This is a genomic window from Deltaproteobacteria bacterium (assembly GCA_016183235.1).
Taxonomy (GTDB): Bacteria; UBA10199; UBA10199; order DSSB01; family JACPFA01; genus JACPFA01.
Genome location: JACPFA010000042.1, coordinates 92,771 through 107,451, shown reverse-complemented (window position 1 = coordinate 107,451; position 14,681 = coordinate 92,771). Strand labels below are relative to the sequence as shown.

The following is a 14,681-nucleotide window of genomic DNA, read 5'->3' as shown; positions in this document are numbered from 1 at the left end:
CCCAGGCCGAGGGGTCAAGTCTTGACAGTGGACAGGTTTTTTATCATTGATTCAACCTGTCCACTGTCAAGACTTGACCCCTACTGATAGTAATTTTCGTAATTTTGTTGAACTGAGAAAAACCTTCCCTCACGCTGATTATATAAAAGGTAAAACGGTATTTAATATAGGGGGGAATAAAGTCAGAACCATTACGATGATTGAATATGGTATTTCAACTCTTATAATTACTCATGTTCTTATCCATGCAGAATATGACCGTGGTAAATGGAAAGGTTAGACTATGTTGCAATTGAGTTCTGTATTAAATGAGCGAGCTTTAGGAACCTTTAAGGTAGCAGACCCTGGGCCCATATATGAGGAGCTTTGCTATAAGTGTCCCCTCCAAGCTATTTTTGGAAAGGCTCATCATGAAGCGGCGTTGAAAATTCTTGCCACCCTTGCTGAATATCTTGCTAATCAAAAACTTGAAATGAAGGTCAGAAGACAGATCTTAAGTTATATGGACACGCTAGGTTTGTTAGTTGAAAAATACGAAAAAGATTTTTTTTCTCATAAGCTTGAAAAAATTTCTGGTGCAGAAGTTTTAGCGTTTTTAATGGAGCAACACAAGTTAAGGCAAAATGATTTAACAGAAGAATTGGGGAGTCAATCGATTGTTTCCGAAATCCTCTCTGGTAAACGCCGACTCAATAATAATCAAATTCTTGCCCTCTGCAAACGGTTTGGTGTTTCTCCAGCAGTTTTTTTCCCCTGAAAAAAACTTCAGTTCCTCAATCGTTTTTGATAACTTTACTTTGCACGACCTTGCGTTCATAGCTGGTGGAAATATCGACTGCACCTGAGGGTAGCAGAATGAGATTGGGCAAGAGTTCGCCGATGGGGTAGGTTTTTTGTTTGGGGTCGGTGGCGAGTACGTCGGCCATACCTAAGCTTTCCATGTAAAGGGGTTTGCGTTCGGGGTTGAGTAAACTCGGAGAGTCTTGGGTTGGTAAAAGTAGGGGTAATAAAGTTCTTTTGATTTCGAGTAAGCTTACTGGGTAATCAATTTTGTTGGGTAAGGGTGCCAGGTCATAAACTAAGGCTAGCATGACATTCATTTGCTCTTGGGTGTCTAGATCCATGCCATGAATACCTCCAAAATATTCGCCATTAGGGTGGAACCGTTCACCATGGTCAGAAAATAAGAAGGTGATCGAATTTTTAAAATAACCTTGGGCTTTAAACTCTACCAAAAATTGATCAAAAAATTGACGAAAGGGTTTTTTGCGAACCTGATAGGGATTAATCCACCCAACGGGTGCGCTTTGCAGTTCTTTGTGGCCATACCAGATGGCATTGCTAAAGTTAAATTGGCTAGGGGAAAGTTTCAGGTAATGGGTATCGTGCGAGGCTAGATCCCAACGGTTTAAATGAATGGGGGAATGAAGATAACAGGTGTGGAATGCCAAAAAATTGGGTGATTTTGTCTGCCCACTCCAACGAAAGACTTTATTGATAAAACGCTCTGGGTTGTAACGGTAAAGGTCAGCGTAGTTAAAATTATGCTGCGGTAATAAGCGATCGGCAAAAGAATTATTAATGACCAACGAAGGCCAAAGATAAGAATTCCACAAGTGGGTGCGAAACCAAAATTTCCAACCGTAGGTTTGAGTTAAAATCTGGTTGAAGCCAGAGTCTTTTTCAAAATAACTGGTTTTGGGTTCGTCGGCGGCATAATAAGTAGTAAACCCAAAGTTTTTTAAGATGTGGGGTAAGTAGTCGGTATAAACAACCTTAGAAGTAGGTTGGCCGTAAAAAAATCTCACCCCATGTTCAAAGGGAAGTAGTCCGCTTAATAGAGAATGCCACGCAGGATTGGTGGAAGGAACCGGGGTAATGGCGTGGTTAAATACCGTGCTGTGATTAGAAGGGAGCTGTTTAACCAAAATATCTTGAACCGTGGCGTGATCCACCGCATCAAAACCCAACAAATAAACATCGGGAAATTTTCCAGCAGCGGTTGTGTGGGGTGGTAACTGAAACCGAAAGTTTTCATAATAAACTAATTCCCCTATGGCTATTTGGCTTAAGATAAACAAAAAAAGATAAGGCAGGGTTTTTAGTTTTGATTTTGTTAAGAGTAAAGTGAGGCCGGTAAGCAGTAATAAAACTCCGACTCCTCCTAGAAAAATAGTTTGCAGAGAAATGGATTTGAGCCAAGGGACCTGTTCAATGCTGGCAGGATAGTCCCACCAACCTCGGCCTAAGAGGTAAAGTAACGAGGTGAGTAGAACCAACAGAATAGGCATGGTTTGCAAAGGCCGACGGCGTGTAAAAATAAAGAGCAGGAAGGCTATCAACACAACGATGAATAAAAATACGAAGAATAAAATAATCATTTCTTGAACAATGAAAATTTTGGCGAAATTCGGGACTTGCTCGACCTTAAAAAGAAGGTAGGCATTGTCGGGGTGGGCGACGAAAAAATAAGTTTGTAAACCAAACAATACGATGGTGAGGCAAAGCCCGATCAATTGGATTTTAAGTAAATATTTAGACATTTTGGGTTAAATAGATTATTTAGCACCTCTTAGCAAGACTGAGAAAACAAGTTTTAGGAGTGCCCATCCTTTCAAGTGCACTTGGCCTGTAGCGGCGGGGCCCCTCTGTCATTGCGAACCCAGCAGGGTGAAGCAATCCCTTCTGTCTAACCGGTGAGATTGCCACGCCCAGAGCCTGTCCTGAGGCTTTGCGAAGGAGGCTCGCAATGACAGAAAGTCCGTAACGGCCCTCCATATGAGGATCGCCGCGAAAGGCCTCTAGCACTGAAAGGATAGGCACTCCAAAAACTTGTTTTCCATATTTCAAAGGTATTTTATGTGTGGAATTATGGGTTACATTGGAGCAAGGCAAGCCAGAGATGTCCTCTTGGATGGCTTGAGCCGTTTGGAATATCGTGGTTATGATTCGGCCGGGGTGGCCATTTTTCAAAACTCTGAAATTAAAATTAGGCGAGCTGTGGGTAAGTTAGCCGTGTTACGTGCTCAATTGGCTACGGAGCCACTGCCCGGCAATTTAGGCATTGGCCATACCCGTTGGGCAACCCACGGTAGGCCCAGCGAAAACAACGCCCATCCTCATCAGGCCGATTCGATTGTGTTGGTGCATAATGGCATCATTGAAAATTACTTAGAGCTAAAAGCAGAACTCATCCAACAAGGTTGTGTGTTTCGCTCCGATACCGATACGGAAGTGTTGGCCCATTTGCTGCAACAATTTTTAAATACTTCCACGTTGCGAATGGCTTTGCGCAAGGCCTTGGCCAAAGTCAAAGGTAGTTATGCGGTGGCCTTGTTTTCTTCACAAGATCCAAAAACTCTTTACGTTGCAAGGCTGGGGAGCCCCTTGGTGATTGGCTTAGGGGACGGTGAGCAATTTGTAGCTAGCGATATTCCGGCCATCCTGCCTTATACGCGCAAGGTCATCATTTTAGAAGATGGTCAAATCGGTGAGCTGCGTTCTCACGAAGTGATGGTGACGAACTTACGGGGCGAAGTGTTGAAACCAAAAGTGACCGAAGTGCAATGGGATCTGAAGCAAGCCGAAAAATGCGGCTTTAAACACTACATGCTCAAAGAAATCTTTGATCAACCGCAGAGTTTAAGCGACACCCTCAGTGGGCGAATTGTGTGGAAAAAACGCCAGCTTTATTTAGAAGAAATGGAGCCATTTTTAGCCAAAGGTGATTGGCTTAAAACTTGTAACCGAATTTATATTATTGCCTGCGGGACCAGCCTACATGCTGCTTTGGTGGCTAAATTTTATTTAGAAGAATTTTTAAAAATTCCTGTGCTGGTTGATTATGCCAGTGAGTTTCGTTATCGTCAGGCCCCCATCGATCATAAAACCTTATTCATTGCCGTTTCCCAATCGGGTGAAACCGCAGATACTTTAGTGGCCTTGCGCAATGCCAAGGCAAAAAAGGCCAAAGCTTTAAGCATTTGCAATGTGGTGGGTAGTACACTAGCGCGTGAAAGCCACGGGGTTTTTTATACGCGCTGTGGGCCTGAGATTGGGGTGGCGGCTACTAAAACTTTTACGGCGCAAATTTTAGCCCTGCTGTTGCTGGCTTTACGCTTGGGCGGGCGGCGTGGCACCCTTAAACGAGAAATGATGGAAGAGTTCTTGCGTTCGATTTTGGTATTACCCAAAAAAGTCCGACAAGTTTTAGCTAAGGCAAGTGACATTCAAAGCATTTCCCACACTCATGCGCTAGCCCGTCATTATTTATATGTGGGGCGAGGCGTTTCTTATCCCATCGCCTTAGAAGCGGCGTTGAAATTGAAAGAGATTGCCTATGTGCATGCTGAAGGGTACGCGGCCGGGGAATTAAAACATGGGCCGATTGCCTTGATTGATGATGGTTCGCCTATTGTGAGTTTGGTTTCTAAAGATGGTTTGTATGAAAAAATGATGTCAAACGTAGAAGAGATGCGCAGCCGTGGTGGGTCGATTATTGCAGTGGCTACCGTTGGTGATAAAGCCATTGCTGAACGTGCAAGTGAGGTTTTTTATTTGCCCCCTACGCATCCACTCTTGACGCCTATCCTAGAAGCGGTATTTGTGCAGTTGTTTGCTTATTATATTGCCGATGAAAAAGGCTACGATATTGACCAACCCAGAAATTTGGCGAAGAGTGTAACCGTTGAATAAATTGTCATTGCGAGCGAGCACCGTTTGCGAGCGTGGCAATCTTCCGTTTTATGAATGACTTACTATCTCATCTTAATCCCCCGCAACAAGAAGCCGTCGTTACCACCGAGGGGCCACTGCTCATTTTTGCAGGGGCAGGCAGTGGCAAAACACGGGTATTGGTGCATCGGGTGGCTTATCTGTTACAGGTCAAAAAAATTCACCCTACTCAATTGTTGGCTGTTACCTTTACCAACAAAGCAGCCGAACAAATGCGTCATCGGATTGCCGAATTAACGGGATTTCCTGCAGGTAGCCTGTGGATTTCTACCTTTCATGCAGCCGGGGTTAAAATCTTACGTCGCCATATTAACCGCTTGGGTATTAACCAAGATTTTGTGATTTACGATGATTCCGATCGCATGAGTTTGATCAAAAAATGTTTGGCCGAACTTAACATCAATCCCAAATTATTTAACCCCCGCCAAATATTAGGGTCGATTTCAACGGCAAAAAATAATCTCATTGCCCCAGAATATTTTCCCCAAGAAGATTTTTTTAACGAAAAAGTAGCCAAGGTTTATCATGCCTACGAGCAACAATTAAAAAAGAGCCATGCGGTTGATTTAGATGATTTATTGGTTTTGCCCGTGCGACTCTTTCGCGAGTTTCCAGAAATTTTGAAATACTATCACCATCAATTGCAATATTTTTTGGTCGATGAATACCAAGATACCAATCATGCCCAGTACCAACTTATGAAACTTTTGGCCCTGCATAGTCAAAACTTATGTGTGGTGGGTGATGATGATCAGTCGATCTATTCCTGGCGCGGGGCCGACATTCGCAATATTCTCGATTTCGGAAAAGACTTTCCCGATGCCAAAGTTGTAAAATTAGAACAGAACTATCGTTGCAGTGGCAAGATTCTTCAAGCCGCTTATGAAGTGGTTAAGAAAATTCGTCAACGGGCTCCTAAAACCCTATGGACTGATAATGCGCCCGGGGAGCCCATCACTTATTTTACTGGGATGCGTGATTTAGAAGAGGCACGTTTTGTGGTGCAAGAAATTCAGAAATTAAAAAGTGAATGGCAACTTAGCAACCGTGACTTTGCTATTTTTTATCGCACCAATGCCCAATCGCGACCCTTTGAAGATGAATTGCGTCGGCAAAATATTCCTTATGTTATTTATGGTGGCATGAAATTTTATGAACGGATGGAAATTAAAGATATTTTGGCTTATTTGTTGGTACTGTTAAACCCTAATGACAGCGTTAATCTTAAACGCATCATCAATGTGCCGGCCCGTGGCATTGGTAAAACTACGGTTGAGAAGCTAGAGTATTTTGCGACGGGGCGAGGTTTAACTTTATGGGATGCCTTATTGCAAGTCGAAGCTGCTGGCCTATCAGCGGGTCCATCTCGAGCGATTAGAGGTTTTGTCAGTCTCCTGGAGGAATTACGCAAAAACATAAATCAGTTGCGGCCTTCGCAATTGGTGAATGGGTTGTTAAACAAGACCGGCTACATTGATACGCTGCAACAAGAGGGCACCTTAGAAGCAGAAAATCGTATCGAAAATATTGAAGAATTAGTGAACGTGTTGGCAGAATTTGAAATTGAACAACCTCAAAGTGGCTTGCGAGATTTTTTAGATCAAGTGAGTTTGAATACGGAATTACAAACCACCGGAGAAGATACTTCGGCGCTACCCCTCATGACCTTGCATTTGGCCAAGGGTTTAGAATTCCCTGTCGTTTTTGTGGTGGGTTTAGAAGAAGGCTTGTGCCCGCATCTCCGTTCAATGAGTGAGCCTAGCCAAATGGACGAAGAACGCCGTCTTTTTTATGTGGGGATGACCCGCGCTGAACGCAAACTCTACCTCACCAATGCGGTTGAGCGGCGTTTTTTTGGCCAAGAACAATTCAATCTGCCTTCACGATTTTTAGAAGATATTCCAAAAGAGTGTGTAGAGTCTGCCTCTTCTGTCATTGCAAACCCATCCGCAGATCTGTCATTGCGAGGCCAGCCGGCCGAAGCAATCTCATCGGTTGAACAGAAGGGATTGCTTCGGCGGGCTGGCCTCGCAATGACAGAAGGCCCTTTAGCTCGCAATAACAAAGACTACCAGGAGCCATCTCCTTACCGTCGCGGAGTTCGAGTCGCTCATCCTATTTTTGGTATGGGTACCATCGAAGCCTGCGAGGGTGCTGCTGCCAAGTGCAAACTCACCGTCAAATTTCAAAAAGTGGGGACTAAAAAATTATTGGCTGAATTTTCGAATCTGGTGATTTTACTAAAAAGGGCCCAGATGCAAGGCGCCCGCAAAGACGCGACCGGAGCGTATATGGAAATACGTGAGGATCGCGGCTTTGCGGGCAATCCTTCGCTTACGCTCTGGACAGGCTCTGCAGATGGGTCGTTTTTAGAGGTCCCCTTTATAACGACCACACCATAAGGTCGCCGACTCGTTCACTCGTGCGGCGTTGATAGGCCTTATCGGCTAGCATGCATTTAATGAAACAAATCACCTCTTCGATATCTTGGTAAGGTTTTTTGATAAAATTGATGGGTGGGCCGTCGATTACAATATCGGAAAAATTTTCTAGGTAGCCACTGGTGAGTAAGATTTTCATTTCTGGGTCGATCTTGCGCACCATTTCGGCTAAGCGAAATCCGTTCATGGTGGGCATGACGATGTCACTGATAATCAGATCAGCGGTGGAGATTTTCAAAAACTCAATGGCTTCAATGGGTTCGTGAGTGGTGTAGAGGGTCCAATTTTCTTCTTCGGAAAGAAGCCGCTTCCACATGCGTAGCAGCATTTCATTGTCGTCGATGACGATTAGGGTAAAATTATGTTCGGTCATGCTTGCCCCCTCTTAAGTAGACTTAAGCAAATACAGTGCCAAACCGCCCAATATTTTGATAGACAAAACCCATTGTATTAATTAGTGATTTTTTCACACTGCTACGACCTGGCTTGAAATTTGGTAGAGATTGCCTCAGGTTGAGGGTATTTTTTCACACATAGGGGGACCTTCTAAAAAGGGCCCATCTGCGGCGTTGCCCGCAAAGCTGCGATCCTCACGTATTTCCATATACGCTCCGGTCGCATCTTTGCGGTCGCCTTGCATCTGGACCCTTTTTAAAAGGTCCCCCCAAGTCAGGTTTTTAAAGATGCCTAATATATGGTAACCGCTTTATTAAAAAAGGTATTTGGCACTCAAAACGATCGTGAGTTGAAAAAGCTTACGCCCAGGGTGGCTGAGATCAACGCCTTTGAACCCAAGATGAAGGCGTTGACCGATGCCCAATTAGCGGCTTTAACTCCCCAATTCAAAGAACGCCTGGGTCGGGGTGAACCCCTCGACAGCCTGTTGCCCGAGGCCTTTGCCACCGTACGTGAAGCCAGTATACGCACTTTGGGCATGCGCCATTTTGATGTGCAGATGGTGGGGGGGCTGGTGCTGCATCAAGGCAAGATTGCCGAAATGAAAACCGGTGAAGGTAAAACCCTGGTAGCAACGTTACCGATTTATCTAAACGCCCTGGAAGGCAAGGGTGTGCATGTTGTGACCGTCAATGATTATCTGGCCAAACGAGATTCGGCCTGGATGGGGAAAATTTATCAGTTTTTAGGTATGACCGTTGGGGTTATTGTGCATGGGCTCAATGATCAGGAACGCCAAGCAAACTATGGTTGCGATATTACGTACGGTACCAACAACGAGTATGGCTTTGATTATTTGCGCGACAACATGAAATTTTCTTTGAGCCAGTATGTGCAACGAGATTTGCATTATGCGCTCATTGATGAAGTCGATAGTATTTTGGTGGATGAAGCGCGCACGCCTTTAATCATCTCGGGCCCGGCCGAAGAATCAACCGACAAATATGCGCGTATTAATGCAATCGTTCCACAATTAAAAAAAGACCCTGATTTTAATATCGACGAAAAAAGTCGTACCATCGTGTTAACCGAAGCCGGTGTTGCCCATGCTGAAAAATTGCTGGGTATCGAAAATCTTTACGAGGCGCGCAATATTGAAATTCTTCATCATGTCAATCAAGGCCTCCGCGCCCATCAGTTGTTTAAACGCGATGTCGATTATGTAGTTAAAGATAATCAGGTGATTATTGTCGATGAATTTACCGGCAGGCTTATGCCCGGCAGGCGTTGGAGTGATGGCCTTCACCAAGCCATCGAGGCCAAAGAAAAAGTAAAGATCGAAAATGAAAATCAAACCCTAGCTACGATTACCTTTCAAAATTATTTTCGGATGTTTAAAAAATTGGCAGGCATGACGGGCACCGCCGATACCGAGGCGGCTGAATTTCATAAAATTTATAATTTAGACGTGGTGGTGGTCCCTACCCATCGCGCCATGGTTCGCAAAGACGAGCCCGATCTTATTTACAAAAACGAGGCGGCAAAATTTCGTGCGGTCATTAATGAAATTGAAATCCGCCATAAACGCGGTCAACCCGTTTTGGTGGGTACGATCACGATTGATAAATCGGAGGTGTTAAGCCAGATGCTCTCGCGCCGGGGGATTGAACACCATGTGTTGAACGCCAAGCATCACGAGAAAGAAGCAGAGATTGTGGCCCAAGCCGGGCGTTTTGGCAGTGTGACCATTGCTACCAACATGGCAGGCCGTGGTACTGACATTGTATTGGGTGGCAACCCAGAATTTTTAACCAAAAATAGTTTGGGGCAAAATCATAGCCCCGAAGAATTTCAAAAAAAATTACCAGAATTAAAAAAACAATGCGAAGCCGAGCATGCTAAAGTGGTGGGGCAAGGGGGCTTGCATATTTTAGGTACGGAGCGCCATGAAAGCCGACGGATTGATAATCAATTGCGTGGCCGTTCCGGCCGGCAGGGCGACCCGGGGTCGAGCCAGTTTTTTATTTCGCTGGAAGATGACTTGATGCGTATTTTTGGGTCCGACCGTATTTCTCGCATCATGGATCGATTGAAGATGGACGAAAACGAGCCCATTTTTCACCCCTGGATCAGCAAGGCCATAGAAAACGCTCAGAAAAAAGTTGAGGCGCATAATTTTGAAATTAGGAAAAATTTATTAGATTTTGATAGTGTGATGAACCAACAGCGGCAAACAGTTTATACCTTCCGCCGTGAAGTGTTGGATGGGAAAAATTTAAAAGATAAATTTTTAGATATGCTTGATTCGCTTGCCGCGCAAATTTCAGGTGAGTTTGCTGTGCATGGTAACCAAGAATTTAATGCCGAGGGTTTTAAAGATCGAGTTTATAAATATTTTGGTGTCAAACCTCAAACCGGGGTTCTGGCTGAGCTTGAAAAAACCGAAGATAGCTTGGGGCAATATATTTACGATCAAGCCCTTGCGTTGTTTGAACAAAAAGAAAAACAATATGGCGCTGCGGTGATGGATCAGGTGTTGACCGTTTTCATGTTGCAGACCATCGATTCTTTATGGAAAGACCACTTGCTTAGCATGGATCATTTGCGCGAGGGGATTGGCTTGCGTGGCTATGCCCAAAAGGATCCCATTTTAGAATATAAAAAAGAAGGCTTTGAGCGTTTCCAAATGATGATGCTTCGCCTTTATGAAGATGTGGCAGAAAAAGTCTTTCATGTGCAAATCCAAACGGAGGCGGGCGAAGAATTAGCCATGCCTGCCCGCCGTGCCCAACCCATGCACTTACAACATCATGACAATGCCTCTGCTGCCAGCCAACGTTTAGCGGGTTTGCCACCGAGTGGTGGCGAAAACAAAAAGGTGCCAGGTCCACAAAGTCGTGAATACCCTAAGGTAGGTCGTAACGAGCCATGCCCTTGTGGAAGTGGTAAAAAATTTAAAAAATGCCACGGGAGTTCTTAAATGAAGGTGCCAGGTTTTCAATTTGCGGGAGTTGCCTGTGGGCTTAAAGTTAAAGCGCGTGCCAAAGATTTGGGTTTGGTGGTGAGTGAGGTGCCTGCTCGGGTGGTGGGGATGTTCACCACGAATCAAGTTAAAGCAGCCCCGGTTTTGTTTTGTGAGCGGCAAATTAAGCAAGGGCATTTTAGGGCCCTAGTGGTGAACTCCGGCAATGCCAATGCCTGCACGGGTACCAGCGGTGATCAGGCCACCCAAGCCACCGCAGCATCTTTAGCAAAACATCTCTTGGTTCCAGTTAATTCTATTTATGTGTGCTCAACCGGAAAAATCGGGGTGCCCCTACCTTTATCAAAAGTAAAACACGGGGTGGAGCAAGCCGTGCGTGTGCTTTCGCCCCATGAGTTGCCAACTTTTAGCCAAGCCATTATGACCACCGATCGATTTCCCAAAATAGCTCAGGTCAAAGCAAAGTTAGGGAAAACTCCTTTCACTTTATTAGGCGTGGCCAAAGGGGCAGGCATGATTGAGCCTCATATGGCCACCATGCTTGCTTTTATCTTAACCGACCTTAATTTGAATTTGCCTTGGATGCGAAAGGTCTTTCGTGAGGTGGTGGGGGCGACGTTTAATTCGATCAGTGTGGATGGAGATTGTTCTACCAACGACACCGCCCTTTGGATTGCCAATGGTAAGGCCGGGAATTCAACTGCCTTAGGGGTTTCGCAACAAAAGATAGTCAAACAGTCCTTACATGAAGTGTGCCATGGATTGGCCAAACTCATGGTGGCTGATGGAGAAGGGGCCACCAAGGTTGTAAAAATTGTCGTGCAAGGGGCGGCGACACACCAGGCGGCAAAAAATATTGCCTATTCGGTGGCGCGGTCATTTTTAGTCAAAACCGCCTTTTTTGGCGAAGATCCCAATTGGGGAAGAATTTTAGCTGCCGTGGGTTATAGCGGCGAAACTATGCACCCCCAAAAAGTCGATATCTCTATAGGATCGGTCTGCCTGGTTAAAAAGGGCCAACTTAATAAGGAAAGCCTTGAGCTTAAAGCCCATAAGATCATGAAATCTAAAGAATATCAGGTAAAAATCGACCTCCATATAGCCCAAGGTGAGGCTAGTGTTTTAACTAGTGATCTAACCGTGGATTATGTAAAATTAAACTCAGAGTACCGGACATGAAGAAACCGATTAAAAAGTTCATCTGCTGCGTTGTCCTCGTCGACATGGCCTGCGACGTACTTGCTAGTACGACTCGGCCAGTCTCCTCGGCCTGCCTTGCATCTGAAGCTTTTTAATCGGTTTCTAGAAATTAATTAAAATATGGGGCTACCCGCCATAAAGCTGAATGATTTTCTAACCAAGTTCTCCGATGCCGTCCTTGCGGTTATCGTGGTGACCGTGGTGGCGATTATCTTGATCCCACTACCCACCTGGTTACTCGATATCTTTTTAACCATCAACATTTCAGGCAGTGTGCTGATTCTCTTAATTTCTCTTTATATCGACGATGCCCTGCGCATTGCTTCTTTTCCTACTATTTTGTTGATCTCTACCTTGTACCGTTTGTCGTTGAATATTTCTTCAACGCGCTTGATTCTTTCGCAAGGCAATGCGGGCGAAGTTATTTTTGCCTTTGGTAACTTTGTGGTGGGTGGAAACTATGTGGTGGGCGGGATTATTTTTATCATCATCACGCTGGTTAATTTTATTGTTATTGCCAAAGGTGCGGAACGGGTTTCAGAAGTTGGGGCGCGATTTACCTTGGATGCCATGCCCGGCAAGCAAATGAGTATCGATGCTGATTTGCGGGCCGGTACTATCACCATGGAACAAGCCCAAGAGCGCCGCTCCATTCTGCAACGGGAAGCGCAGATGTACGGAGCCATGGATGGTGCCATGAAGTTTGTCAAAGGGGATGCCATTGCGGGTATTATCATTGCCATTATCAACATCATTGGTGGGTTCATCATTGGGGTGATGATGAGGGGTGATACCATGCTCCAAGCCATCAAGACTTATACCTTGCTTAGTATTGGTGACGGTTTGGTTGCACAGATTCCAGCCCTGGTCATTTCGGTCTCAGCGGGTATCGTGGTGACCCGAGTGTCTAGTGAAAGTAAAGACACGGGTCTTGGCAAAGATGTTTTTGGTCAGATTATTAAATACCCTAAGGCCATGTTGGTAGCGGGAATCATGTTGCTGCTGTTTGCGGCGGTGCCTGGCTTGCCTAAATTTCCTTTTATTTTATTAGGGGGCCTGCTGGCGGGCGGGGCTTATTTCATGATGCGCAAAGAAAAAGTTTCTAACGAAGAAGTTAGAGATATGCCCAAAGAAGAGGTGGTGAAGAGAGCAGTAGAGAAACACGGCGATGTGTTGCCCTTTGTCATGCCCGCGCCCATTTCTTTAGAAGTGGGTGAGGCGCTTATCCCCTTTGTCGATGATAGCCAAGATGGTGGGCGATTCATCAACGAGTTAATTCCCTTGCTACGCCATGGGCTCTATTATGAATTGGGCGTTAATTTTCCCGGTATTCAAGTGCGTGGGCAGACCGTCGACATGGAGGCCGAGAGTTATGTGATTAATATTAACGAAGTGCCGGTGGCTAAGGGCCGGGTGTACCGTGGGCATATCTTGGTGGGGGAACCTTTAGAGCAATTATCGCTTTTTAATATTGAAGGCATCGAAACGATTCATCCCATCGATGGGTCGATCGTGACTTGGATTGCCCAAGAACACAAAGAAGTGGCGGTGCAGGCGGGCTTTAGAATGTGGGATATTGCGGAGTATCTCATTTTGCATTTGTCTTATGTGTTGCGTAAACACGCTTCAGAATTTTTAGGGCTCCAAGAAATTCAAAATGTTCTGACCGAATTAGAAAAAACTCACCCTGCCTTAATCAAAGAATTAGTACCGAAGGTGATTACAGTGCTTCAGCTCTCCGAAATTTTTCAACGTTTGATCCAAGAAGAAGTTGCGATTCGTGATCTCAAAACGATTTTTTCAACCCTTGCCCAATGGGCCGAGGTAGAGCGCAATACCTTGGTGCTAACCGAGCACATTCGTTCGGGGCTCAAACGTTACATCACTCACAAGTATGCAGGCCACGTGAACACCCTAGCTGTTTATCTATTAGACCCTGGCATTGAAGAGCTGGTGCGCAATTCCATTCGTACCACCGAAAAGGGTAACTACTTGGCCTTAGAGCCCGAAACCACGCAAGAAATTGTAGAGGCCGTGGGCAAAGAAATCGCCAGTCACCCCTTCCCGCCGGGTGCCAAACCGCCAGTGATTCTAACCACTGCCGAAGTGCGCCGCTATTTTCGTAAAATCATCGAACTAGAATTTCCACAATTGAGCGTCTTATCTTACCAAGAGCTCTCCGAAAACTTGCGTATTCAACCCATCGCGCGGGTAGCGTTGCCGCAATTGACTGCATAATAAGTGAGATGTCATTGCGAGCGAGCACCGTTTGCGAGCGTGGCAATCTTCCATTTCATCTGCAAATCGAGTCACGTCTTGCCGAATCCGGCTTAAGGCTCCCTCAACCTTAAGCATTGTGGTTTCGGGTAGCCTCTTCCGGCTTCGGCAAGACTTTACCCAACTATTATCAGATATAGCAACCGATTGGGTTTTCTTCCGATAATGTTCTTACTTTTATGTCTGGACCAACTGAAGTCTCGGCTGCGAGCGAAAAACGAAGAGTGCTTGGAGAGTTGAGTCGTTATAATGAATTAGTATTGGACGATGCTAGTCAGCCTCTATCTTGCAAACAACTTTCGAACCCTGAAAAATGCCGATCTGCTGTCGAGCGGGGGCTTAAAAAATTGAACGAGGTGATCAGCGGATGGGCAGTGCAAGTGGCTGATGATGGGAATAATCAATGGCTTGGTCAAACAGAGAGAGAACACGCTCATAGTCTAGCCTTAGCCGTGTGGGGTGATTTTAAATCTTTAGTTATCGAAAAACTTATTTCCCGCATAACTTCCAATCAGAATCCTATTGAAGTAATAGCCTCTCTGATTGAAGGGGGATGTTCACCCCAAAAGATTGTGAACTTAGTAAAAGGGGGGGCCGATCCTTTAACAATTAGCGCGGCACTTTGTGCTACTGTTCCTACTAATAAATAA

The 14,681-nt window shown here is 45.2% G+C and carries 10 protein-coding genes; 8 read left to right on the top strand and 2 right to left on the bottom strand.

The window, feature by feature from the left end; genetic code table 11:
- Positions 1-46 precede the first annotated feature (46 nt).
- Positions 47-280 (top strand): type II toxin-antitoxin system HigB family toxin, encoded by a 234-nt coding sequence (locus HYU97_10805; protein ID MBI2337235.1) that lies wholly within the window; start codon positions 47-49, stop codon positions 278-280.
- 192 nt (positions 281-472) lie between these two features.
- On the top strand, positions 473-757 hold the full coding sequence (locus HYU97_10800; GenBank protein ID MBI2337234.1) for a helix-turn-helix domain-containing protein: 285 nt from the start codon (positions 473-475) through the stop codon (positions 755-757).
- A gap of 16 nt (positions 758-773) precedes the next feature.
- On the opposite strand, the gene HYU97_10795 is transcribed toward HYU97_10800, so the two are convergent.
- The gene (locus HYU97_10795; GenBank protein ID MBI2337233.1) at positions 774-2,543 is read right to left on the bottom strand and encodes a sulfatase-like hydrolase/transferase; all 1,770 of its coding nucleotides are present in this window, start codon (positions 2,541-2,543) and stop codon (positions 774-776) included.
- A 316-nt stretch (positions 2,544-2,859) separates the two neighbouring features.
- Between HYU97_10795 and glmS the strand changes: the two genes are divergently transcribed.
- Complete coding sequence (gene glmS / locus HYU97_10790) at positions 2,860-4,695, top strand: glutamine--fructose-6-phosphate transaminase (isomerizing) (GenBank protein MBI2337232.1); 1,836 nt, start codon at positions 2,860-2,862, stop codon at positions 4,693-4,695.
- A gap of 50 nt (positions 4,696-4,745) precedes the next feature.
- Complete coding sequence (locus tag HYU97_10785) at positions 4,746-7,136, top strand: UvrD-helicase domain-containing protein (GenBank protein MBI2337231.1); 2,391 nt, start codon at positions 4,746-4,748, stop codon at positions 7,134-7,136.
- On the opposite strand, the gene HYU97_10780 is transcribed toward HYU97_10785, so the two are convergent.
- Positions 7,117-7,548: a response regulator gene (locus tag HYU97_10780; GenBank protein ID MBI2337230.1), complete on the bottom strand. Its 432-nt coding sequence runs from the start codon at positions 7,546-7,548 to the stop codon at positions 7,117-7,119. The genes HYU97_10785 and HYU97_10780 overlap by 20 nt on opposite strands.
- Positions 7,549-7,869: 321 nt before the next feature.
- On the opposite strand from HYU97_10780, the gene secA reads away from it, so the two are divergent.
- The 4 genes from secA to HYU97_10760 all read left to right on the top strand — a co-directional run bounded on the left by secA (position 7,870) and on the right by HYU97_10760 (position 14,681).
- Complete coding sequence (secA, locus tag HYU97_10775) at positions 7,870-10,551, top strand: preprotein translocase subunit SecA (protein ID MBI2337229.1); 2,682 nt, start codon at positions 7,870-7,872, stop codon at positions 10,549-10,551.
- Positions 10,552-11,733 (top strand): bifunctional glutamate N-acetyltransferase/amino-acid acetyltransferase ArgJ, encoded by a 1,182-nt coding sequence (gene argJ, locus HYU97_10770; protein ID MBI2337228.1) that lies wholly within the window; start codon positions 10,552-10,554, stop codon positions 11,731-11,733.
- 141 nt (positions 11,734-11,874) lie between these two features.
- Positions 11,875-13,992, top strand: a complete 2,118-nt coding sequence (sctV, locus tag HYU97_10765) for a type III secretion system export apparatus subunit SctV (GenBank protein MBI2337227.1) — start codon at positions 11,875-11,877, stop codon at positions 13,990-13,992.
- A gap of 218 nt (positions 13,993-14,210) precedes the next feature.
- Positions 14,211-14,681 carry a hypothetical protein gene (locus tag HYU97_10760; GenBank protein ID MBI2337226.1) on the top strand — a complete coding sequence of 157 codons (471 nt, stop codon included), beginning with the start codon at positions 14,211-14,213 and terminating at the stop codon, positions 14,679-14,681.

Coding starts and splice junctions, on each gene's coding strand:
- HYU97_10780 (MBI2337230.1), bottom strand. CDS start 7,548: ATGACCGAACATAATTTTACCCTAATCGTCATCGACGACAATGAAATG.
- HYU97_10760 (MBI2337226.1), top strand. CDS start 14,211: ATGTCTGGACCAACTGAAGTCTCGGCTGCGAGCGAAAAACGAAGAGTG.
- HYU97_10795 (MBI2337233.1), bottom strand. CDS start 2,543: ATGTCTAAATATTTACTTAAAATCCAATTGATCGGGCTTTGCCTCACC.
- HYU97_10800 (MBI2337234.1), top strand. CDS start 473: ATGAAGGTCAGAAGACAGATCTTAAGTTATATGGACACGCTAGGTTTG.
- HYU97_10785 (MBI2337231.1), top strand. CDS start 4,746: ATGAATGACTTACTATCTCATCTTAATCCCCCGCAACAAGAAGCCGTC.
- sctV (MBI2337227.1), top strand. CDS start 11,875: ATGGGGCTACCCGCCATAAAGCTGAATGATTTTCTAACCAAGTTCTCC.
- argJ (MBI2337228.1), top strand. CDS start 10,552: ATGAAGGTGCCAGGTTTTCAATTTGCGGGAGTTGCCTGTGGGCTTAAA.
- glmS (MBI2337232.1), top strand. CDS start 2,860: ATGTGTGGAATTATGGGTTACATTGGAGCAAGGCAAGCCAGAGATGTC.
- secA (MBI2337229.1), top strand. CDS start 7,870: ATGGTAACCGCTTTATTAAAAAAGGTATTTGGCACTCAAAACGATCGT.